The organism is Embleya sp. NPDC005575, assembly GCF_040605455.1.
In the GTDB taxonomy this organism is placed as follows: Bacteria; Actinomycetota; Actinomycetes; order Streptomycetales; family Streptomycetaceae; genus Embleya.
In genome coordinates this window covers 49,685-73,084 of record NZ_JBEXCV010000026.1, presented here as the reverse complement: position 1 = coordinate 73,084, position 23,400 = coordinate 49,685, and the positions used below count along the sequence as shown (strand labels likewise).

General features: G+C 69.8%; 17 protein-coding genes. 1 reads left to right on the top strand and 16 read right to left on the bottom strand.

Annotated elements, in window-relative coordinates; all coding sequences use genetic code 11:
• Positions 1-120: 120 nt before the first annotated feature.
• Positions 121-2,079 (bottom strand): endo-1,3-alpha-glucanase family glycosylhydrolase, encoded by a 1,959-nt coding sequence (locus tag ABZS54_RS12080; RefSeq protein WP_355533836.1) that lies wholly within the window; start codon positions 2,077-2,079, stop codon positions 121-123.
• 244 nt (positions 2,080-2,323) lie between these two features.
• Complete coding sequence (locus ABZS54_RS12075) at positions 2,324-3,175, bottom strand: hypothetical protein (protein WP_355533834.1); 852 nt, start codon at positions 3,173-3,175, stop codon at positions 2,324-2,326.
• 719 nt (positions 3,176-3,894) lie between these two features.
• On the opposite strand from ABZS54_RS12075, the gene ABZS54_RS12070 reads away from it, so the two are divergent.
• Positions 3,895-5,583: a helix-turn-helix domain-containing protein gene (locus ABZS54_RS12070; protein ID WP_355533832.1), complete on the top strand. Its 1,689-nt coding sequence runs from the start codon at positions 3,895-3,897 to the stop codon at positions 5,581-5,583.
• Between the two features lie 22 nt (positions 5,584-5,605).
• On the opposite strand, the gene ABZS54_RS12065 is transcribed toward ABZS54_RS12070, so the two are convergent.
• The 14 genes from ABZS54_RS12065 to ABZS54_RS12000 form a co-directional block, all read right to left on the bottom strand.
• The gene (locus tag ABZS54_RS12065; RefSeq protein WP_355533830.1) at positions 5,606-6,415 is read right to left on the bottom strand and encodes a hypothetical protein; all 810 of its coding nucleotides are present in this window, start codon (positions 6,413-6,415) and stop codon (positions 5,606-5,608) included.
• Complete coding sequence (locus ABZS54_RS12060; protein WP_355533828.1) at positions 6,408-7,550, bottom strand: hypothetical protein; 1,143 nt, start codon at positions 7,548-7,550, stop codon at positions 6,408-6,410. The genes ABZS54_RS12065 and ABZS54_RS12060 overlap by 8 nt, the downstream gene beginning before the upstream one ends.
• Before the next feature lie 8 nt (positions 7,551-7,558).
• Entirely contained in the window at positions 7,559-9,838 is a 2,280-nt protein-coding gene (locus ABZS54_RS12055; RefSeq protein ID WP_355533826.1) for a DUF3488 and transglutaminase-like domain-containing protein, read from the bottom strand.
• Positions 9,835-11,016 (bottom strand): DUF58 domain-containing protein, encoded by a 1,182-nt coding sequence (locus ABZS54_RS12050; RefSeq protein ID WP_355533842.1) that lies wholly within the window; start codon positions 11,014-11,016, stop codon positions 9,835-9,837. The genes ABZS54_RS12055 and ABZS54_RS12050 overlap by 4 nt, the downstream gene beginning before the upstream one ends.
• Entirely contained in the window at positions 11,016-12,053 is a 1,038-nt protein-coding gene (locus ABZS54_RS12045; protein ID WP_355533825.1) for a MoxR family ATPase, read from the bottom strand. The genes ABZS54_RS12050 and ABZS54_RS12045 overlap by 1 nt, the downstream gene beginning before the upstream one ends.
• Positions 12,054-12,140: 87 nt before the next feature.
• Positions 12,141-14,744 carry a fibronectin type III domain-containing protein gene (locus tag ABZS54_RS12040; protein WP_355533823.1) on the bottom strand — a complete coding sequence of 868 codons (2,604 nt, stop codon included), beginning with the start codon at positions 14,742-14,744 and terminating at the stop codon, positions 12,141-12,143.
• A gap of 157 nt (positions 14,745-14,901) precedes the next feature.
• Positions 14,902-16,419 carry a hypothetical protein gene (locus tag ABZS54_RS12035; RefSeq protein WP_355533821.1) on the bottom strand — a complete coding sequence of 506 codons (1,518 nt, stop codon included), beginning with the start codon at positions 16,417-16,419 and terminating at the stop codon, positions 14,902-14,904.
• 236 nt (positions 16,420-16,655) lie between these two features.
• Positions 16,656-17,315, bottom strand: coding sequence for a hypothetical protein (locus ABZS54_RS12030; protein ID WP_355533819.1), 660 nt, complete (start codon positions 17,313-17,315; stop codon positions 16,656-16,658).
• Position 17,316: 1 nt separating this feature from the next.
• Positions 17,317-18,483 carry an NlpC/P60 family protein gene (locus ABZS54_RS12025; protein WP_355533817.1) on the bottom strand — a complete coding sequence of 389 codons (1,167 nt, stop codon included), beginning with the start codon at positions 18,481-18,483 and terminating at the stop codon, positions 17,317-17,319.
• Between the two features lie 36 nt (positions 18,484-18,519).
• Positions 18,520-18,699 (bottom strand): hypothetical protein, encoded by a 180-nt coding sequence (locus ABZS54_RS12020; RefSeq protein ID WP_355533815.1) that lies wholly within the window; start codon positions 18,697-18,699, stop codon positions 18,520-18,522.
• A 22-nt stretch (positions 18,700-18,721) separates the two neighbouring features.
• The gene (locus ABZS54_RS12015) at positions 18,722-19,279 is read right to left on the bottom strand and encodes a DUF4913 domain-containing protein (protein ID WP_355533813.1); all 558 of its coding nucleotides are present in this window, start codon (positions 19,277-19,279) and stop codon (positions 18,722-18,724) included.
• Positions 19,276-21,027, bottom strand: a complete 1,752-nt coding sequence (locus ABZS54_RS12010) for a TraM recognition domain-containing protein (protein WP_355533811.1) — start codon at positions 21,025-21,027, stop codon at positions 19,276-19,278. The genes ABZS54_RS12015 and ABZS54_RS12010 overlap by 4 nt, the downstream gene beginning before the upstream one ends.
• Before the next feature lie 52 nt (positions 21,028-21,079).
• Positions 21,080-21,928 (bottom strand): hypothetical protein, encoded by an 849-nt coding sequence (locus tag ABZS54_RS12005; protein ID WP_355533810.1) that lies wholly within the window; start codon positions 21,926-21,928, stop codon positions 21,080-21,082.
• Position 21,929: 1 nt separating this feature from the next.
• Entirely contained in the window at positions 21,930-23,267 is a 1,338-nt protein-coding gene (locus ABZS54_RS12000; RefSeq protein WP_355533808.1) for an ATP/GTP-binding protein, read from the bottom strand.
• Positions 23,268-23,400 lie beyond the last annotated feature (133 nt).

The following is a 23,400-nucleotide window of genomic DNA, read 5'->3' as shown; positions in this document are numbered from 1 at the left end:
CGTCGTGCGTGGCCTTCGCCCGACCTCGCGGTCCCCGCAGCCCGAGACCGACGCGGCGGGGCCGGGTCCGCGTCGGACCCGGCCCCGCCTGTCGAACTCGATGTTGCCGACGGCGAGGCGTCAGCCGGCGCCGGGCCGGCCGCTGCTCGCGCCTCGGTATCCGAGGTCCTGCGCGGCGAACTCCTTCCTGACCGGGTTGGGGGAGGTGACGGTGGCCACGGTGGTGCCGTTGCGGACGATCGACGCCGAGTTGTTGCCGATCGCCAGCGGGAAGAGCCGGGCCTGCATACCGGCCGCGGCCTGGTAGGGCTGACTGCCGCCGCCGATGGTGGCATTCACCGTCGCGGGCGCGGTGAGGAAGGTGAGCACCTCCACCGTGTCCCGGGGCGCGTTCGTCCCGGGCCTGGGCGCCATTATCTTCGTCTGCGCGCTCGCGGTGGGCCTGGCCGCGGCGAACTGCACGCGATGCGTGAGGTACGCCGTGTCACGGACGATCCTCGGCCAGGCCCCGGTCTTGAAGCGGACGAGGTAGTAGTCCGAGATGTCGACCCAGGTGTGCCCGGAATTGACCGAGGGCGCGAACTGGGTGCCCTCGGAGTAGTCGTTCCAGGTGGTGAGCTGCACCCAGTCGGCACCGCCGTTGATGGTGTTGTCCCACGAAGTACGCAGATTCTCGGTGTTGTTCGCCTCGTCGTAGATGCCCTGGTTGGGGCGCTCGTCCTGAACCGCGACCGGCTGCATCCAGATCTTGCCGAGGCTGTGCGCCTTGGCGATGTCCGACTGGATGTTGACCTGCCGGTTGGGACTGCGATTTCCCCAGCTGGAGAACCCGTAGCTGACCGAGGCGTACTTGTCCGCGTTCGCCGAGAAGTTCAGGAACACCGGGACCAAAGCGACCTTGGTCTTGTGTGTCTTGTCCATCGCGGCGGCGAACTCCGCCCACCACTGCGGGGTTTGCTGCTCCGCCTTGAACGGCGAGATCACCACGCGCCCGTCCGCCAGACGCCGGAGCGACTTGGAGGCGGTGAGCTCGGCCATCGACGCGGCGAGGCCGGCGGGAGTGACGTCCTTGAGGGAGGTCATGTCCGGCATCGGCACGATCGAGAAGCCGGGATCGGTGGTCTCGGCGGCCTTGATCAAGGTCTTGAGCCTGGTCCAGTGCGCGCTGGAGGTGGACAGCACGTCGACGGTGAATCCGTCGATGCCGGCCGCGCTCGCGTCACGGATCTCGCGCTGCATGTCCTGAAGTTGCCAGTCCCCGGCCAGTGGCGGGCGGGGTTGTGGGCGGTCGCGCAGCAGTCCGCCGTAGGCGGCGTGCTTGCCGCTTTCGCCGCCCGGGGTCAGGTAGTTGCGGGTGTAGTAGTCCTGGGTGGGCTCCTTGTTGTCGAGCGAGGCGGGATAGGGGGTGAAGTAGTGCGCGTATACCTTCCTGTCGCTCGCGCGCAGTGTCGACGCGGCCGGCATGTCGAAGGGGAGCGGTCCGGCGCTGGGGGCCGTCGGGTCGGTCCAACTCACCGACAGGCGTGGAGCCTGGTCGGCCTGCGCGCGTGAGGACTGGAAGACCCCCTGCGCGCCCGCGGCCGCGGTGAGCGCGAAGCTGTACGAACCGTTCCCGGTGAACGCGCCGGAGACATCGATCGAGCCGACCTGCGAGGCGGTGAAGCCCTGGCGCGATCCCACGATGTCCCCGAACGGGGGTTGCTTGTTCCAGGTGAGGCTCGTCGCGGACCACGTGCCGTTGACCTTGTGTACCCGCACGGCCGTGTCGGTGGTTCGAGCCGAGTACAGATCCAGACTCAACCGCACGTCACGCGCGCCCGCGGGAACACCTGCGACGGTGAACCGGACGAACGCGCGTCGTTCGGAGGCGGTGGCCCCCTCGCAGTTCGCCGGACAGACCGACAACCAGGTCTGCGTGGCGTGCGGCTTGGCCGGCGCCACCTGGCTCACATAGGCGTTTTCGGTGGTGGGCACTGTGGCCTTGGAGTTGTCCGAGTCACCCGAGGCCACGCCGAAGGTCACGGCGGCGCCGACCACCAGGAAGGCGGGTAGCACGAATTTGAGCGAACGAAATCGCAAGAAGCCCTCCACGGTACTTCGATTGCAACCGAAGTCGTCCGACCGCAACGGGTATGGGGGGCGCCTGTCGGGCGCCGAGGACTCGACCGCGGTCCCGATCAGGACACCGATGCGGGGCGACGTCGGGAGCATAGGGCAGCGCCTCGCCGAGGGCGAGGGGCGGCGGCGCATTCGCGTATTCCGGATGAGGCCGGCATGCGAGCGTTCGCTCCTTCCGCTCGGGACGGGGCGAACGGTCCCTGCGTCAGCGGGAGTTGTTCGGTCGGCGGCGCAGTAGCAGCATGGCGCCCACACCGGCGACCAGGACGGCCGCGGAGGCGCCGGCGATTCGGCCGATGCCGCTGCTCGCGCCGGTCTGAGCGAGGCGACCGGGTACGTTCGCGGCGGTGGAGGGCGGCCGTTGCTCGTCCGAGGGCGTGGCTTCGGGCGTGCTGGTCGGCGGCGCGGACTTGGACGGCGGCGCGGTGGTCGGCGGCGTGGTGGGCGGTGCGGTCGTGGGGGGCGCGGTGGTCGGCGGCGCCGTGCTGGGCGGCGTCGTGGTGGGCGGTGCGGTCGTGGGCGGTTTGGTCGTCGGTGGGGCGCACGCCTTGCCGCCGTTCCAACCGGCGATCATGTCGAGCGGATATTTGGCGTCGGGGTAGTGCGGCAGCGGATTGGCCTTCCCGTCGAAGACCTTGTCGTTGCCGTACAGGTCGATCTGCCCGAAGCAGGGCGGCGCGTGCTTGGAGATGTCGAGTGCGGCGCTCTTGTGGTCACGATCGAGGGTCACGGTCTTGGAGCCGAGATAGCGCTGGGTGCCCGAGGTCTTCCAGGTGGACCCGTCCGCGCTGTAGGCGGCGAGCGAGACCTTGTACGAGCACGACTTGGGTACCTCGCCCACGATGCGCACACTCACCTTGGTGGCGAGCGCGCCCAACAGGCCCGCCGAGGACCACGTCTTTCCGCCGTCGATCGACCATTCGACGCGGGCCGACCCGCAGTTGTTCTTGGCGTCGTCGGCCGCGTGGGCCGATCCGGCGACCAGGATCGGCCCGATGAGCGCCAGGGCGCCCACCCCCAGGCCGGTGGCGACCGAACCGATAAGGCTGCGTTGCACTGAAAGGCTCCCCGAAGTGGGTGATATGCGACGACCCGTCCGATGACGGAGTCCGGGGGCAGATTCTCGCCGCGTATCGGTGCGCGGCAAGATCGAGTCGCTGAACCGTCTCGGGTATACACACCGGTAGCCCGTGTCCTCGCGGCAGCGCATGCGCGGAATCATAGATATCGGCCGTGCCGGGCCGACCATTTCCACAGCGCATCCGCGACGGCACGGTGTGTGAGTGGAATTACATATCCGAGAGTGCGCGCGGGTGACGCCTTATGTGCGGCCCGTGACCGGTGGAGAATATCGACCACCGCGCCACACCACACCGCGTCCTCGGAGGCGGGCGCAGGTCCGCGATCTGCCGCCCTGCCCCGGCCGTCCCGGGGGACGCCCGGGGTGCCGTCGCGCGAGGAGCCTCGTCCGGACCGGCGGGCGGCACGCCGCCGCAGCCCTTCGGCACCGGCAAGACATCACGAAACAGTCTCGACCGAATTTGCTCACGGTGAATTCCATGCGGCTGTGAAGGTGGAATTACGAAGCCCATATTACCCACGGGTATACCCGAGTTGGATAACGCACTCGACCTTATCCGAGTTCCGGCGGCGGTAAAAAATTCCGAGCAATGTGCCTTATACGGCGCGGGTCATGGCTTCGGGAACCACATCGGTCCCGGACGGTCCACCCGACGCATGCCCGCTCCGTGATCGGCCGGACGAACGGGGGCGGTAATGAGCGCGACGTACGTGGAGAAGAGCCAGGTCCTCCACCGGAGCCGGACGAGTCGTCCCGGCCTCGCCGAGGGGCGTCCCGAGCGGACCACTCCGCTCGCCGACGCCCGCCAAGACCTGTACGGCGACCCGTTTCACCCGGACACCGACGGCGAGCACGCGGCCGAGCGACGCGTTCGCGACCTGCTCACCGCGCAACGGCTGGCGGCCGGCCCGAACGGGGCCCGCGATCTGCTGCGCTGGCTCGCCCATCGCACCGGCGCACACATGCGGATCGTGGACCGCGAAGGGGCCTTGCAGCACGAGGCGTTCGGGGCGACCGGCCACCCCGCGACGCGCGACGTGGGCGAGCGCGCGGGGACGGGCCACTCCATCGCCCTGGGGCCGATGGGTGAGCGGGAGGCACCCGAGGGGACGCTGCACATCGTCGGCCGCGGCGCCGGCGTCGACCGCACCGGAGGTCTGCTCGCCGATGCGGTGCCCGTTCTCGGTTGGGCCTGGAACGCGGAGCGAACGGCCGCCGAGCGCGCACGGATCACCGAGGCGGACGCGCGCAGCCGGCAGGCGGTGCTGCGACTGCTGAGCGCCGGCCATACCGCGACGGCCAGAGACGTCGCGCTGGCCATGGGCTCCCCGCTTCCCGATGTGGTGAGCGTGCTCGTCGTCCGGTTCCCCGAAGAGCGGCGCCGGGGCATCGAGCGCGCGGCGCACCGGCTGGCCGACGCCGGCATCCGATGGGCGCCGGACCTGACGTGCTCCGATTGCCTGGTGTTGCTCATCCCCGTGGACGGGAGGGCGCCGACGACGTCGGAATGCGGTGACGCCCGGGAGCAGCGCCCCGAGGCGGCTCACCGGGTGGCCGATCGGCTGGCCCGGGAGTTCGTCGACGTCTTCGTCGGGGTCGGCGACGCGTTCGCACTCGAATACACCTCGGTGGCGTACGAGCAGGCCGCCCAGGCGTTGTCGCGAGCTCCGGTCGGTACGGATCGGGTGGTCGCGTTCGGCGAACACGCGACACCGGAAGAGTTGATCGGCCGCGCCGGCTCGGCCTGGGCGCGGCGGCGGCTCGCGCCGTTGCGAACGTATCGGCCGACCCGGCGCGCCGATCCGGGGGCCGACGAGTTGACCGCCACCCTGGAGACCTGGCTGCGCCTGGGCGGACGGGCTTCGCGCAGGCTGCACGTGCACCGCAACACCTTGATCGCGCGTTTGAAGAGCGTGGCCGCGCTCTTGGAGGTGGATCTGGATGCGCTGGCCGTGCGCGCCGAACTGTCCCTGGCGTTGCGGATCCTGGCGCTGCACCCCGCGCCGGAGCGGGACGCCGGCGGCCGGCCCGGGGTGGTGGGGGCCGGTTCGGCCGACGAGGCCGTGACCGTCGAGGATCTTCTGGCCATGCCCCGGGTTCGGGTTTGGGCCGAGGAACGGGTCGGCCCGCTGGCGTCGCGGTCACACGACGTGGAAACCCTGCGCACCTGGCTCGACTGCGACGCGCGCATCGAGCCGACCGCCGCGGCCCTGGCGATCTCCGCGCCGGGAGTGCGCAAGCGCCTGGTCCGGATCGAGGAGCGGCTGGGTATGGGCCTGATCGGTTGCCCCGCCACCCAGATCGACCTGTGGCTCGCCCTGAAGACGGGCGCCCTCGGCGCCCTCGACACGGCAACCGAGGGGCACACCGCGACGCGATCCTGAGTCGACGAGGGACGCGGGCCGGTCAAGCCCGCGCCCCGTGGTCGAGATCCACGCGCGCCCGACACCGGTCGGTGTTCTCGGCCAACCGGTCCCGCCAGCCGTCTCGATCCACCGGGTGCGAGTCGCAGAGCGCGAGCGCGTCGGCGTAGAGCCGGGCCGCCAGTTCGAGCCGGTCGGCCAACACGGCCACATAGGCGTAGATCTCCTGCGTGGCCACGACGGCGCCGATGTCATCCGACTGCGAGGCTGTCCTCGCCATGGTCTTGGCGACGATCAGCGCCCGGTCCGGCTCGCCCCGGTCGAGCGCACGTGCGATCACCGCCAGGGCGCGTGCCTGCTCGGACGTCGGCGAGAGTCCGGCCGGCGGCCCGTCGTCGGTCGGCTGACCGGACAGCGCCGATGGTTCGTACGCCGGCGGTTCGCACGCCGATGGTTCGTACGCCGGCGAGTGCGCCGGGCGGCCCCGGACCTCACCGGCCCGCTGCGTACCCGCGCGCCGGTGATCCGGCCTCGGCGACGCATCGGATCGTCCGCGGCGCAGGCCCCGGCCGCGCCGAGAGGGTTTGCCGGGCAGCAACGGATCCCCGGCCTGGACGACGTTGCCCCGCGGGTCGACGATCAGCGGGAAAGTCGTGCCGTCCGGCTCGACGGCCTGTACACGTACCGCGCGACCGAGAGTCCGGGCGGTTTCCGCGGCGACCGCCAGCGCCACGTCCCTGGGGTCGCGGCCGGGATTCACCGGGACGGGCAGCCCGTCGATCTCCACGGTTCGGTCCGCGCCCAATGCGATCAGGACGACGGGCCACGCGGGGACGGCGGCGTTGTCACTCACGAGAGGCTCCCGGTTCGCTCGGGCCGGCGGAACCGGCGGTCGCCGGCGCCTCGGACCTGTTCGCCGAGGGCCGCGGGCACACCGGGTCCGAGCGGGACATCATCATGCTCGGCGTACCGCTGACGAGTGTCGTGACCACGACGCACGAGTTCGGACCGACCGGCGCGCCGGCCAACACCGCGGTCAACTCGCCGGCGCGCGGCACCTCGGTCTTTTGCACGGTGCCGTCCCGGCTCTGCGCGACGACGAGATACCCGACGATCAGGTCGGTGCGTTGCGGAAGCTTCCAGAAGACCAGCAGCCGCCCCTCGAACGACTTCACCGAGACCCCCTGGGGGCGGTACGGCGCCGCCGCGTCCGGTGCCATCACGGTCGCCGGCACCGGGGGAGCGGTGGTGGGCTGCGCCACGGGCTGCTCCTTCCGGCCGGCCAGGACCAGGATGCAGGCCGAGGCGATCACCATCACGACCAGACCGACGAGCACAAACACGACCCAGCGCGGACGGCGTTTGGGCGCGGGGAACCAGTCCACCGACTCGGTCGAGGCTTGGCGGAAGTCCCAGCCGAACTCCTCGGCCGGTTCCGGCTTCGCCGGCGCCTCGACAGCGGAGCGGGATTCGGGCTCGGTTCCGACGTCCGGTTCGGCGGCGGCCGGCCACGCCTCGGCGGCGGGTATCGGGTGATGGTCGGCCTCGGGGTCCATTGCCTGCGAGAGCGGCGCGTAGGTCGTATCCCCTTTGACTGCGAAGGGTCCTTCCTCCGGCGACGAGGGCGTCTCGCGCACGGGTTCCGGCTCGCGCGCCGGAGGCGGATTCCGAGGCGGCGGGGGAGGGATCCGGACCGACGCGGCATTGTCCACGTCGGGCGCGGACTCCTGCGGCCCGCTGCCGATCGCCTCGACCGCGGGCGCGAACTGCGTATGGCCCGCGTCCCCGTCCGCGACGCCACCCGCGGGCGAGAGTCCCGTCGGTGCCGATCCCGCGTCCGCGCCCGCATCCGCATCCTGTGGCGGTGTCGGCGAGCTGTCGCGGACGTATCGCCACCACCTGGGTTCGTGCAACGCGGGTCCGCTGCCCGACGGGTCGTCCCGGGTCGGGTCCGCCGAGTTCGAGGTGCCGCGTCCGTCGATGGTCACGCTTGAGCTCACTCTCGTCCCCTGTCGGGCGATCGGAATACCAGCGCCACCGAACTCGGGCGCATCCTGTGACCGGCCCTGACGTGGGCGCGGGGCCGCCCGTCGAGCCGCCGGACGGCGCCGGCCACGATCGCCCGATCCCGCCACGCGGCATCCGCGTCCGCCTGGTCGATCGTGCGTTCGCCATAGGCGATGTCGTTGACCAGGGCGGCGAGTCCGGGCAGCCGATCGGCTGCCTCGCTCGGCAGTCTGGTCGCCCCGTAATCGGCGACATCGCCGACCGTCAGCGATTCACTCGTGCGCATCCCGGCGCCCACCAGGTCCTCGTTGATCTGTCGCCAGGCACCGATGACCTGCTCGCGCGGCCCTCCCCGGCGGCGCCGCCGCCGGGCCAGGACCGGGCCGAGCCAGGCCGACACCAGGTATCCGACGACGCCCACGCCCGCGCCCGCCGCGGCGAACAACTCCCAGCGGGTCCTCTCCCGGTGCGAGCGTACGGGGGTCGCGGGGTCGGGCGCGGGCCCGGATCGGGATTGACCGGCAATCTGGCGATCCTTCTCGGCTCGGGTGATCGGCTTGGCCGGCGTACTGCTCGTGGGCGCCTTCTGCTCCGGGGCCTGCTTGTGCGCACCCGTATCCGTGGCCTGCCCCGGGGTGGGGAAGAAGGGCACCCAGCCGACCCCCTCGAACTCGACCTCCGGCCAGGCGAGTACGTCACCGCTGCGCACCTCGTGGACCCCGTTCGCGCCCTCGCGTCCGGCCGAGAAGCCGACGACCACTCGGGTGGGCAGATTGAGCGTGCGCGCCATCACCGCGAAGGCGGTGGCGAATTGCTCCGACGTGCCTTCCTTGGAGGTCTCCAGGAAGAACTGGAGGTTGCGGTACGAGTGTCCGGGGACCGCCGCGATGTCGTAGCGGTGGGGGCTGGCGCGCAGCCACTGGGCCAGGCGCAGGGCCTGCTGATACGGGAACGTGCTGCCCGAGGTGGCCAGGACGGCCTTCGCCCGCAGTGCCTCCAGGGCCGGAATCGGTCGTCCCACCGCATCGCTCTCGGGCAGGACCGTGTTCGCCGGATCGTGTGCCGCCGGAAGGTACTGCAGGCGGTCCGGATCCAGCGCGGGAATGCGCGCGTCGATCCGATACCGGGTACCCGAGCGCAGGCCCGAACCACTCGCGATCACCCCACTGACCGGATCGACCCGCAACCGCAGACCCGGTGCGTCCACTCCGGTGGGGCGATCGCTCGCGGGCAGCCAGATGTCGCCCAGATCGCGCAGGGTCACGTGATTGACCACCGAGGTCAGGACGGCCGGCCGGCCGTCGGGCGAGTCCGGCACCCGGCCCGCGGTGGCCCGCAGGTCCCGCACCGGATACCAACTCGACCCGTCGTAGCGATCGAGCACCGTCAGGCGCCAGTAGCGGTCGGGCGCACTGGGACCGTCCACGCTGAACATCGGCTGGTCGGGGGACATCAGCCACGCGGAGATGCGATCCAGCGGACTGATGCCGGTCAACCGCTGCGGAGGCGGCAGCTCGACCAGGTCGCGCAGATCGGGAGGACGCCGGTCGCGGGTGCCGGGCAGATCGGGACCGAGCAGGCCGGCAACGCACGCCAGCGCGACCACGATCGGCGCGCCGACCAGCGCCGTGCCCATCGGAGGTCGCCGTTGGGGTGCCCGGATCAGCAGCAGCAATCCGATGGCGCCGATCATGGCGATCATCACCGGGACATTGGAACCGGGCCCACCGACGCCCAGCACGACGGGGACCACGACGGCGAGCAGTGCGGGCAGGGCGGGCAGCGACACGGTGGCGGTGCGCAGCGCGAGCTCGGCCGACGCGAAGGCCGCGACCCACACGCATACCGACACCAGGACGAGCAGTTCCCCATCGGGGGGAGCGGGCAGCACGGTGGTCAGGATCGACTTGGGCGCGTTGACGACGGCGGCGCCGATGTCACGCACACCGCCGGGGGTGGGCACCACGTACCCCACCGCGCGATCGCGGAAGAGCGTCCCGGACACGACGAGCAGCCAAGCCAGCGCGGACAGGACCACCGAGGGCCACAACGGCCTGGTCGCGCGCGCTTGTTCCGCGTCCACCACGAAACGCTTCGGGCCACCGGAGCAGGCGGCCACCACGAAGGTGGGCACGATCGCGGACAGAACCGTGACGAGCAACACCTCGCGTGATTCGAACACCCGCCGGAACGCCAGGCCCACGCACAGCGCGGCCAGGGTGGTGGCGACCAACGACCACCCGCGACGGTGAATGCCGGGGCCGCTCATCGCACCGCCTCGCGGTGCCACGCGCGGGCCAGCTCCTCCAGGTCGGTGACCAGCAGCCTGGTCACCTGCGTGGGCAACGGCAGGGCGGGCGGCGGCGGGCCACCGGGCGCGGCGACCCGAACCAGGAGCACCCGGTCGAAGCGGCGCGTGACCCGTCCCAGTGCCTCCAACTCGGAAGCCGACTCGACGCCGGTGACCACCACGAGCGTGTCACTGTCGCGACCTCGCTCCAGGATGTCGAACGTGTCGCGCAGCGAGTGCGACGCGTCGGCCTCGACCAACGCGAACAGATCGAGCAGTCGACCCGAACCGGGCTCGCGATCACGTGCGTTCGTCAGTGGCCCGGCGCCGGTGAACACGCGCAGCGGGAAGTTCTTCCCGGCCACGGCGGCGGCCACCGACGCGGCCACCTCGACCGCCGATTCGAACGTCTCGGACGCCGTCGACCACGGCGGCCTGCCGGAGTACGAGCCAGGAGCGGTGTCCAGCACGATCGTGGTCGCGGGCAGGCTCACGTCGATCATCCGCCGGACCATCATCACCCCGGTACGCGCGGTCGAACGCCAATGCACACGCCGCAGATCGTCGCCGAGGGTGTACTCGCGCAGGGAGTGGAAGGTCAGCGTCCCGTCCTCGGCAGTGTCCGAAGTGGGCCCTTCCAGATGGTGGGTGCGGCCGGCCGGCAGCACCGGCAACGGGACGGTGCGCGGGCGGACCAACAGGGTCTCGACCGCGCCGTGTTCGCGCGTCCGCCGACTCAGGCCGAACGGGTCGCTTCGCACCAACGACATGGGACCGACCGCGACCGGCCCGCGGACGTGGGTGGGCAACGGGTAACGGGCGCTGACCTCCGCCCCCGGGGGCACCACCGGCAGGGTGGCCGGATACACCGCCTCTCCGGCGACGTGATCCTGTGCGCGCAGGCCGCGCAGTGGCCGGGTCCCGGTGTTGACGAGCACCACGACCGCGTGCGCGGCATCGCCACGCGCGACCTTGACGGGTACGACCGTACGTCGGGCCCGGACCGAGGGACGTGGCGCCGTCCAGGCCAGGGCGAGCGCCACGGCGGCGAGTGCGGCTACCCCCAGTACCCGGGCCTCGCCGTATCCCAGTCCCCAGCCCACTCCACACAGGGCCGCACCCGCCGCGAGCATTCCGCGACCGCCGGTGGAGAGCATCAAGCGTGACCCTTCGTGGCGGTCGGCTGCGGAGCCGGCACCCGATCCAGGATCTCGTCGAGCACGTCGGAGGCCGTGACACCGCCCAGTTCGGCGTCCGGGGCCAAGAGCAGACGGTGGGTGAGGATCGGTCGGGCCAACACCTTGACGTCCTCGGGCAGAATGTGGCCGCGCTCTTGCGAGGCCGCGCGTACCCGCGCCGCCCGGACCAGGGCGACGCTGCCGCGCGGGCCGGCACCCAGCCTGGTGTGCGCGCTCTCGCGGGTGGCGCGGGCAAGACGCACGGCGTAGTCGACGACCGGCTCGGCAGCGCTCACGTGGTGGCGGGCCACCTGGACGAACTCCTCGATGTGCTGCGCCGTGGCGATCACCGGAAGACTCTCGATGGTCGCACCGCCGCCCGCGCCCGAGGCGACCGCGATCTCGGAGGCGAGGTCGGGATAGCCGACGGTGACGCGCATCAGGAAGCGGTCCAACTGTGCCTCGGGCAACGGGTAGGTCCCGGACATGTCCACTGGGTTCTGCGTCGCGATGACAATGAACGGGCGCGGGACCTCGTGGGTGATCCCGTCGACGGTGATCCGGCCCTCCTCCATCACTTCGAGCATCGCCGACTGGGTCTTGGGCGAGGCGCGGTTGATCTCGTCGCCGATCACCACGTGGGCGAAGACCGGACCAGGAAGAAATTCGAAGGTGTTCGTCGTCTGGCGGAACATCGACACACCGGTGATGTCGGACGGCAACAGGTCCGGGGTGAACTGGATGCGATGCCACGACGCGTCGATGGAGGCGGAAATCGCCCGGGCGAGGGTGGTCTTTCCGGTGCCGGGCACGTCCTCGACGAGCAGGTGGCCCTCGGCGAACAAGGCGGTCAGCGCGAGGTCCACGACATCGCGCTTGCCGACGACGACCCGTTCGATGTTGTCCCCGAGCGCGCGGAAGCACTCTCGAAACAGCCGCAAGGCGTCGCCGGCGTGGAACTGGGGGGCCTCGGCCGGCGGGTTGCCGTTCACCGAGGTGGCGAGCTGCTGGGTCACGGTGCTCCAGAAGGGTGGAACGGCGGGCGGCGGGAGGATGAGGGCCCGCCGCCCGCGAGTGAACACACGATGGGTGAAGCCGCAGGACTACTCGCACTCCCAGAGCGGAGGCGAGAACGTTCCGTTGTCGGTCTGGGGGGTTCGGATGTACAGGTCGCTGACGTAACCCGTGGCGCTCTTGCCCGGGCCGGTGTAGACGACCAGGTCCCAGATGCTGCTGTGCACGCTGGTGGCGGTGCGGGTCACGTTCTCGCCCCTCATCTGGCACTGCACGGTGATGCTGCCGGTGTAGTTGGCGCCGATCTCACCCCTGCGGGTGGCGGCGTCGATCCGTGGACCGGCGTGGATGCCGATGCCGATGGAGTTGCTCCGGTTGGGGCCGACCTTGTACGTGCGCGCCGGCGGGGTCAGGTCGATCGTCGTGGTGGCGGTGCCGCTGCCGGCGGCGTTCTTCGCGGTGATGGTGACCTGATACTCGGCGCTGTTCTTGAGGTCCGTGACGACATACGTGGTCGCGGAGACCGTCACGGGTGCCCGGTTGGCCACCTTCACCTGATATGTCGTCTTGGGGTCGGTGCCCTTGGGCACGGTCCACTTCAACGTCGCGCCGTGGCCACCGTTTGCCTGGGCGACCGAGACGTCGGCCGGCTGGGGCGGTTTGACGCACGGTTGGATGGGCTTGGACCAACCGGAGTTCATCGTCTTTCGGCCGGCGTATTCGGCGCTGACGAAGAACTTGTACTCCTTGCCGCACTCACCACCGGAGACGGTGAACTTCATGCTGCCACCGGGACCGATCGCATCGGGGGTGACGCTCAGTCCGGCCGTCACATTGCCCAGCGTGTATCGGGTGGGCGAGGCGCCGTCCGAGGGCGTGAACGTCAGAGTGATCTTGCCCTGGCTCGACGTGGCCTTGGGGGTGCCGGGGGCCTTCATCTCGGGCGGAGTGGACGGCGCGGTGGTGGAGGGTCGGCCGGAGTCGGTCGGGCCCGCGGTACCGGTCGGCTTGCTCGTGGCCGGCGCGGTTCCGGGCACCGATGCGGTGGGCGTACGGGCCCCGGGCGCGGTCGGCCGCGGGGACTGCGGCTTGGGCACCTCGATCGGATCCTTCGGCGCGGTTTCGGTGGGCACCGGTGCGGGTGCCTGTGGGGACCCGGTCGCGGACGGCCGGGGGATGGGCTTCGGCGCGTCGTTCCCCGGCGCCGGATCGTCGCCCGGCACATCCTGCGGCGGCACCTCACCACCACCACCCGGCAACTGCTGGTCCTCGGGGGACGGTTGCGTGGGTGGAGTGCTCGGTGGGGCAGTGGTCGCGCCGGTACCCGGTGCCTTGCTCCGGGTCGGTGTCGACTGGTCGCCCGGCACCCCGTCCGCACCCGGCTCGCCGTCCTTGCCGATCCGGTGGATGCGACCCTGCACGTCGACGACAGCCGCCTCCGCACTGTTTTGGTCGTTCACCCACAGGAGGCCGTTGTTGACGTACGTCTCCAGCTTCCCCTTGACGCCGGTGACCTTGATCGGCTCCTCGAATTTGGCCTGGACCGTGTTGTAGACGAGCAGCGCGCCCGCGTCGTAGTCCGGCACGTAGACCTTCGCGCCCAGTACCGACGGGCTTCCGTAGGTGTGCTTCCCGGTCTGGATCGGAGTCGCCTGCACGGAGCCGCTGTTGACGTCCACGAGGATCAACGAGCCGGTGTCCGAGGCCAGGAAGGGCACGACCGCCCCCTCGTTGACGCCGGGCACCAGGAACTTGTCCGGTGCGCCCTTGGTCATGTCCGTCGGCAGCTTGAAGGTGCTCGCGACGCCGGTCTGGGACAGCGTCACGGCCTTGCCGGCGCTCACGTCGGTGACCAACACCCGGTCCGCGCCCGACTTCTGCCCGCCCTCGTTCGACGGAGGCGCGGCCTTGACCAGGGTCAACAACAGTTGATGTCCGGGCTCGGCGACCTTGATCGGCGCGCCCCGGTCGGAGCCACGCACCGGCACCACCTCGCCGGTGGCCGACAGGGGCACCCACAGGGTGCCGTCGGCGTCCGCCTGGGTCTTGCCCAGCGGGATCGGTGCCCCTTGGGCGTCCTGGAACACGATCGGCGGGCCGATCGTGGCGAACGAGCCGAGCGCGTTGGCCGCGTCGGTGGTCGGGCGCGGGTCGATGCGCTGCACTTCCCCCTTGCCGGGGGTGATGCGCCACGCGTTTCCGCCGCCGGTGGCGATGTCCTGGTTGGGAGTTCCGTCCGGTGAGCTCTGGGCGACGGTGAGTTGGCGGGGGTCGATCTGGTTGAGCTGCCCGGTCCGCTGATTGAGGACCAGGACGGTCTTGCCGTCCGTACTCACCTGCAAGGTGGTGGGGTCCTGACCGCCCGGCAGGGTGATCCGGGCATCCACGCGCCCGGTCAGGCCGTTGACGTGGACGACCATGTTCTTTCCGCCGCTGGGCAGCCACGCGCCGATGTCCGAGAGGTCGGAATCGGCCCCCGCCGCGCCGATGCCGACGACCACCGAGGCGGCGACGACGGAGACGGCCGCGCCGATCGCGATGATCGCGGTCGGACGGTTACGGTTCAGGCGCAGGCGGGACAGGCCGGGTAGGCGGGACAGCCGGCTTTCGCGCGGTGTGGCGGATTGCTGCTCGGGATCGGGTTCCTTGGCCGACGACGGGGTCGGCGAGTCGGGCGCAGAGCGCTGGGACATGGGGCTTCTCCCTGGAACACGGACCGGTCCACGATCCTTGGGTAGCGAGTACGCGGCCGAAGTCGGCCGGCGTGAGCGTCGACGCTCGGATGTTGCGAAAGACGTGCCGCCGGTTCCCGGTGGGACCGGCCGCCGGTGCGGTGGGTGAGAAAGGGGTTCACCTCGATGGCGCGGCGCTCGCGGTCGAACCCGGTGCGGCCGGATACATCGCGATCGCCGCCGACGAAGTGGGGTCCTCCTCGCGTTGGACGGACAACGTGAACAACCCCGCCCCCGAGGCGGTGAGCCGGTCCGGGATCGCGGTTCCCGCGGGAAGCGGTTCGATCCTGCGCGCGGCCACCCGCACGAGCGCCGGTTCCTTGGTGACCGTCGCCTCTTCGCCCTCCCGAGGCACCCGGCCGTCGGCGAGCAACGAGCCGAAGGCGACGCCGTCGTCACCCACCGCGCCCAGCTCGACGCCACGATGGTCGTGGTCGCCGGCCAGGCATGCCAGAGTGCGTGCGGACAGATCGAGCGCCAGCGAACCCGCCACGACGTAGCGCCCGCCGGGGGAGGCGGCGAAGAGCGAACGCAGCCCCTGCGGGTCGAAATCCCCACCGCCGGGAGCGGAACAGCGCTCGGAGAACAAAACCGCGCCCGACGCGGGATCGTGCACGGCGTACAGCGTGGGCTTGCCGTTCGCGCCGGCCCAGGCGACGAGCATCGCCCCCGGCAAGGTGCCCAACAGCGTGCCGCGGGTGCGTCCGTCGGGACCGATTCGGGAACTGTTCCAACCACCGACGAGAGCGAATCGACCCCAGGGACGGGCCGGTGTCTCGGCGGTCAGCACACCGGCCGCGATGATGGAGACCGGCACGTCCCGCACGGTGCAACCATCGGCGGCGTCTTCCTCGCACACCTGCGAAAGACGTCGCTCTCCCGCCGGCACGGTGCTGCTCGCACCCGTCGTCGGATTCCACAGCGTCGCCGGTTCGACCTCGATGGCGCCTTCCCCGGGGTTCTCCACCCGATTACCCAGGAAGAGCACCCCGCCGTCGCCGATCGAGATGCCGGCACCGCCGAATTCACCCGGGGTCTCACGCTCGAGATGCTGCGTCGGTGCGACCGTGTTCCCCGAGGAGGTGACCGGGAACGTGTCCACCACGGTGAGCCGGCGAGAGCGGACGAGGCCGCTTCCGGGAACCACGCCGAAGCGCACCAGGACCGCGAACTCGCCCTGGTCCGTGTTGATCACGCGCAACCGCGGAGCCCGTTCGATCGACAGCTTCCGCAGCGGGATGGACGACCAGACCACGGTTCCCTTGTCCGCGCCGCGGGCGATCAGGACGGTTCCGTTCGCCTTCTGCTTCGCGTCCGTGGGGCCCGCCGTGGACAACGGGACGTGCGCGTCCTCGGCGCCGCCGGGAGTGGGCGCGCCGCTCGCCGGGGATTCCGGCTTCGCCCCGAACTCGTCGCTCCCGGCGTACACATCGAGGAGGAAGCCCGCCCGAGGCGCGAGCGCGTAGGCGCGGTTCGTCTCGTCGTTGCGCCAACCCCGCTTGCCGTCGAAGGTCGGTGGCACCGACAACGAGGAGGCGACCGGCGGCGGAGCCGCCAAGGGATTGCGTTCCCCGGCCGAAGGTTGCCCATCGCCCATTGTCGTGCAGCCGGTTGCCGCGCCGAGGGTCAAGAGCATCGAGGCGAGCGTCGACAGCGCCCGGCGGCTTCTCAGGAAACGCCGAGAGGCCAAGGTGTACTCCTGCGCTGTGCTTGATGTCCGAGATCGGCGCCGGGGCGCCGTCGAATTCCCTGCCGACGCTAGGCGGTCGGGTTCGGGCCGACAACCTTCGCGACCCTCGACTGGGCAAGCCGATACCGATGTCGTGCGACGGCTGTGCACGGGCGCACCGCGCTCGGGCGCCCCACCCGGTTTCAGTCGCCGGCCTGGACCGAGGACACCCGCCACGGCTGAGCGGCCGAGGCACGCTCCAACGAGACGAACACGGTGGTGGTCAGGGCCGGTCCGCGCCAGCCGTCCCGGCCCGTGGGTGTGACGGTCAGGGTGAACGCGTGAAAGGCCGAGGTCTCCGTGTCCTCCGGCTTGCCCAGGTCGTCGGCGGACGCGGCGGCCACGGCGGTGACGGATTTGTGCTCGGCCCAGGTCGACCAGGTTCCTCCCGGCGCGGCGACCTGCGGACTCAGCCGCAGACTTTCCGCGTACCGCGGCGTCAGGAACGGCGCGGCGCGCTGAGCGGCGTCCCATCGGGTCGCGTCGATGGTGGTGTCCACCGTCCACATCGTCTGCACCACGGCTCGGGCGACGGCGGTCGCGTCGCGCCCGTCGACCTGGGTTGGCGCCGGAAGCGAGGCGGCCGGGGTGCCCGTTCGTCCGACCAGCGCCGGCAACGGCGAGGTGGTGACGGAGGGTTGCGGGTAGGTCGCAGTCGCCTTGGCCGTCGCGACGGGGCCCCGGGTGGGGGCCGGCTGCCCCGAGGGTCGAGCGCTCTCCCGGCCCTCGCCGTCGCCCAGGCCGCATCCGGCGAGTGTGGCGGCGATCGTCAGCGACGCGAGCAGCGCGAGGGGTCCGCGCATCTCAGGCCTGTGCGGTCGTGGCGACGGAATAGCGCTGGACCGTCCACACGTCCGTTGGGGAGAATTTGGAGAAGAGATCCTCCCTGATGACCGTGCCGGTCGCGTAAGCATTGATGGTTGTTCCGTTCCCGACATACAGGGCCGTGTGGTGGGTGAATCCGGTGCCGATAGTGCCGCCCGAATAGGTGAAGAAGATGACGTCCCCCGGCTGCATCCTGGCCTCCTCGGCTTTGCTCGGCGGCCCGACCGAGGAAAGGATCCGTTGGCCCACCCTGGCCTGTACGCCTGCGGTGCGCGGAAGTTTCAACGCCCCGCCGGAGGCTTGGTAGAAGAGGTAGCGCACGAAGCCGGAGCAATCGAATCCCACGGTTTTGGAGCCTTGCTCGATGCCCAGGCTCGGCCCGGTGAAGGTCCCACCGCCCCAGGAGTACGGATACATGCCGATCTTTGCTCTGGCGAGATTGACGGCTCGTCCACCGAGTGTCTTGTCGTCGCCCGAGTAGACGGCGCTTATGATTGGCGGCGCCGAATACTTGCTCATGGTGTTCTTGATCCCGGGGACGTATCCCTCGGTCTCGTCCCACGGCGGAATACCCCGGTAATAGCACACCGCACCGGGACCCGCGTTATACGACGCGAGCATCAGGTCGAAGACCTCGCCGCGCATCTCACCGGCCTTCGGCGCGGGCTTGGAGTAGAACTTTCCGTGCATCATCATCGAGCACTTGCTGTCCTGGTACGTGCCCGCCTGCATCTGCCGGACCTCGCCGGCGAGATGGCAGTCGTAGCGCTCCTGAGCCATGATGTTGGCCCTCGGATCGGTCTGTGGGGCTCCTCCGCCCCACGTCGCCCACGTCCCGGGCATGAACTGACTCAGACCGACCGCGCCCACCGGACTCACGATGGCCGGCCGCCAGCCGCTCTCCTGATCGATCTGCGCGGCGACGACCGTGGGGGTCACCTCGGGGCACACTTTTCCGGTCTCCGCCACGAACGACCTGTACTGGGCGGGAACGGCGTTTGCATTGTATGCGGCCTGGACCTGCGGATTCCTCAGCAAGTTGAGCGGATTGTGGGCGGCTATGAGAGCCGTCATCAGGACGATGAAGACCAGGAACCCGCCGGGAGAAAGGGCCAGCAGCACCCCGAGCGCCGTCTTCTTCTGCATCCCTTTCCCCGTCCCCTGTGCGTCGATGCGACCGGGCTATCGCCCGGTCGCCACTCCCTTGGCCACATTGGCAGCAACGCTCAGGCCCGGCAGCAAATCGCCGAGCTTTACCTGGCTACCGATCACGTCGAGCGTCTGCTCCGCCCTTTGCATCGTCGCCCCGACGAGGTCGTAGAACCCCCCGAGGATGTCCTCGACACCGGTTTCATCGGCCATGATCGCCGCCTCTCCTCGTGAATCAGAAACCCATGTTCTTGTTCAGTACCTTGTCTTTGGGATAACCGGTCGGCCGGTCCCGCGCGGCGTGCTCGGCTTCGTTCGCCCGCATGTTGTCGAAGATCGATTCCTCGACCCGGAATCCGGGGTGGTCCAGCAGCCCCGGCGGAACGGGCGTCAGCGGCAGGGGTCCCAACGGGCTGCTCGAATGACCGTCCCTGGGGTCGCACACCGCGAACGGCCCGACATCGGGATCCATGAGGGCGCGCAGGTGCGGATCGGCATGGTGGGTCCACCAGGTCGAAACACCCAGGGCCGGGTCCCGGCGCAGGTATTCGAAGGCCCGCCACAGGCTGGTCAACCGGGCGACGGCCTCCGGGTGTGCCCACCAACTCGGGCACCACACGGCCAACGACCGGTTGAGCCGGCGCCGCAACAACGGCGCCAGATACGCGGTGACGAACACTTCCACCGACGGAAAGAACAGCTTCTCGGGCTCGGGCTTCGGCTCGGTCTCGGGTGCCGGCTCGTTCACAACGTCCCGGTGGACGAGCGGTTCGTATTCGCGAGGATCGCTCATGAGACCTTCTTGAGTGCCATCGGCGCCTGGGCGCTCGGATCGAACGTGGCGATCGACTCCCGAATCTCCTCGGCGTACTCGGTTTCCCACCAGGGAATCGTGCGGATCAGCGCCGGTTTCGTCCCGCTGAATTGCACGAAGGCACGACCGCGTGGCATCGAGGTCAAGTCCGCCACGTCGAGCACGGGCTCGGGACGCGACCCCTTGTTCACGTTGCTCTCGAAGAAGTCGGTCGACTTGCGGGAGTAACTGGTGGTGCCCGGCTCGAAGATGCCGGAGGCAGCCGAGAGGTCGCCGAGGAATTTGGTGTCCAGGACGCCGCCTCCGTAGACACGCACGTTGGCGGCGCCCCACAGTTTCGCCATTCCGCCGTCACCCCACGCCGCGGCCCCCTGGGCCCAGGACTGGAGCATGGTCATCATCACGATGCCGCGTGAACCGAAGTGCGAGTACTTGTCCGGGAGTGCCTTCCACGGGCAGACGTTCGCCGCCTCGTCCAGCACGAAGAGCATCGGAATCGGCAACCGGCCGCCCGGATAGTCTCGTCCGGTGTTCTCGGCCTCCTCGGCGATCGCCGCGGTGAAGGCCGTGACCAGGGGCGCGGCCATCTTGTTCGTCTCTTCGGACAACATGTAGAGCGTGTCACCGCCGCGGACGAACGCCTTGTAGTCGAAGGCCGGGCGGTTCGGGTTGTCCCCCGGTTCGATCCACGCGGTCACCGTCGGCGCGACGAGGAAGGAGACGATCTGGGCCGCCGTGCCGTAGACACCGGCCCGTTGCCGATCCGGCGCGGTGATCACCGAGTCCACCGCGTCCGCCGAGGCGATGTGTCCGCCGTCGCGCAGAATGCGCTCGGGGGTGTCGTCGGTGGGGCGAGTGAGCCAGGTGAAGATCTGCGAGATGGACTTCCCGCTGATCGACGCGGCCAGCAACAGATGCGCGATCAGGTCTTCCGCCGCCGGCTCGAAGTACGCGTCGCTGCGCGAGTGGGCGGGTCGGTTGATGGACGAGAACCGGCCCGCCAGCTTGACCGCCAGCGTGATGCTGCTGCCCACGTAGGACAGTGGATCCCAGTACCACGTGGGCTTGGCGCCGGCCTGGTTCTGCGGGTCGAACACCCACACCTTGCCGCGCCGGGCTCGCGAGCCGCGTGTCGCGTCGACGATGTCACGCTTGTTGGAGGTGACGACCACCGCGCCGGGCGCCGCGACGATGTTGGGAATCGCCCTCGATGTCGTCTTCCCGGTACGCGGCCCCCAGATGTCCACGTGCATGTCCTCCCAGGAGCCCCACACGTCGACGCCGTGGCGCACGGTCTTGCCGATGTACAGCCCGGGCACTTCGGTCGGATCCAGCCCGAACCCGTCCGCCTTGCCGCGCACGCCCTTCGTGGTGGACGCACGGAGATCACGGGGCTTGGCCAGGTAGGGAATCGCCCGATCGATATCGAGCAGGCCGCGTCGGTAGACGATCACCAGGTAGGTCGCGCCGCCGGCCACCGCGGCCATGACCACGCACAGCGCGACGGTGACGACGGTGGCCCCGGTCCCCGGCCAGGTGTACTTGTCCAGCACCAGGCCGAGCAGGATGGCGGGTGGTGGCGGCGGCTTGAGATCCGTCTCGGCGCTGGTGGCCGTGGCGCCGACCCACATCGCTCCGGTGACGGCCATGAGCACGCACGCGACGGCGAGGATCATGTACATGTCGCCGTACGGGCTGGGGCCACGCTTGTTGTTGGTGGCACTCACGTCGAGAACCTCCTCTCTTGCATTCGCCGAGCCTGCCGGGTCGGGAGTGTCGCTAGGCGAGTACGAACTGGGTGATGCTGGATGCGCCGCCGACGATCAGGGTGCCGATGAACACGTAGACCACTCCGTGCGCCATCTCCCCGCCGCTACGGCGTGCGCCGACAAATTGGAAGAGACACCAGAACGCGCTGAAGAAGCAGCCCACCAGGCAGGCCCAGGCGACCCAGCCGGCGCCCTCCATGAGGGGGTCCATGACCTCGGGAGGGCCCGAGTAGTCCTGGGTGTTGTACGAGTTCTTGTCGCCACGGGGTGGTGATTTGATTCCGTTGTTGAACCACTCGTTGTCCTTCAGGCACCTGCTCTGCTGCTCGAGCGCGATGAAATATTCACCCGACGCGTTCTTCAACATGCACGGATGCGTGGAGAGGTCCTGGAATTTGGACTGGCGGATGTCCGGGCATCCGGTTTTGTGTTTCTTGGGAAGGGCATCACAAGGGTTTTCCCGAATATTATGGGGATCCACGTGCCCGGCGGTCTTGTTCTTGTCGTCGAGCAACCAGTCCTTCAGTTCTTTGGCGACATCGTAACGACACCCCCACTGCGTCAGGTCCGAAAGGCCGTCCAAGTTGACGAACGTGGGCTCGGTCGGTCCTCCTTTGCAGCCATTTACGTTGTTGGAATATACATACGCCTCCTTGCCCGGACAATAGACCATGAAGACGACGCCGTGCAGGTCACGGGGCACCTGGAGGCAATCGGCCGGTGGATATTTCGATTTGTCCGCCCTTGCCGGGGTGCCGCTCGTCAGGAGGACCAGGACCACGGTTGCCGCGATCAGCAGAACACGACCGGAGATTGTGCCCGCTTGCGTTCGACCGACGCCCGTTTCTCGCCCCGTCATGTCACGTCGTCCATTTGCGGTTCGTGTCGTTGATGCGCAGCTCGGACGGCGTGAGTTCGACCTGAACGGGGATGCCGGGACGCCCGCCCACCTTGACCATGAACTTCCCACGCCCGGGAGGAGCCGAGTCGGTGCCCGTCTCGCTGTCCCAGGACGGGGGAGTGGACCAGTCGGTGATGATCTGCTGCTCCGACTCCGTCATGCTCACGACTTCGGTCAGCTGCGGCATCTCCGCGGCCGGCAGACCGCCGCAGATGACCATGCCGGCGCGCTCGACGAAGCCCTTGGCCTTCATCCGGTCCTCTTCGGTGGGCAGCGCCAGCAGGTCCGACATGGTGTGCGTGATCATCGCCATGCCGACGCCGCGTTGGCGGTTGAGCCGGGTCAGCGCGTCGACCCGGTCCACCAGACCACGCCCGGCGCGCAGGACACGCCACAGTTCGTCCAGGATCACGAAGTAGTGCCGCTGCGGCTCCAGTCCGGCGTCCGCCAGGGCCTGGGCGACCGAGATGGCGCCGAACCCATAGCTCCAACAGGCCAGCAGGGCCGCGGCCTGAAGTTGGCCCTCGGAGTCGTCGATGCTGCTGACGTCGAAGCACACCGGGCGGTCGTGGTGCATGGCCTCGGTGGTGGGGTGCGCGAAGAGTTCACCCAGTCGCCCGCCGCCGAGCAGACCGACCAGCGACGCTTCCAGGCCCTCGGTGATGTCCCGGTAGCGGGCGAGATCACCGCGATCCAACGCCACCGCACGGACCGGGTCGGGGGCCTCCCGCAACAACCGCACCAGATCCGCCATCACCGGAACGCCGTCGTGTCGGTCGTGCAGGACCGTCAGCGCGGCGTTGAGGATGCTTTCCTCGCGGTCCGTCGGCGGCTGCCCGCGCAAGACGGTGATCAGCGAGGCCACCGCGTTCAATCGCCTGCCGTGCGCCTCCGCCAGGAGTGCCTGCCGCGCTTTGAGCGGGAGCCGTGCGGCTGCCTCGGTCACTTCTCCGGGGTCGAGCACATTGAGATAGCCGCGCCCGCGCCCCAGCGTGATGACCTGACCGTCGAGGGCTTGGATCAGATCCACATAGTCGGGCTTGAGGTCGCCGAAGACGACGGGATTGACGCCGTATCCGGCGAGCCCCAGAGCCTGCCTTCGCACGATCGTGGACTTGCCGAGTCCAGGCTTGCCGAGCACGAACTCACTGGGGTTCAGCAACAGGTTGGCACGCGTGAACCAACTGATCGGGTCGCAGCACACCGTGGCGCCGCCGGCCAGGGACCGGCCCAGCGGTACGCCGACGCCGGGTGTGCCCGAGCCCGCGCCGAAGGGCCACAGTCCGCAGACCTGCACCGTGGTACCCCGCCATTCCGGGGGGGTCTCGACGTACGCGGGTGCCCCCTGACCCCAGCCGCGAAAGCCCCTCGGTCCCGGCCGTCGAATCTGCGGCCGAGGTTGCTTGCCGGCGGCATCGGCGGGCCGACTT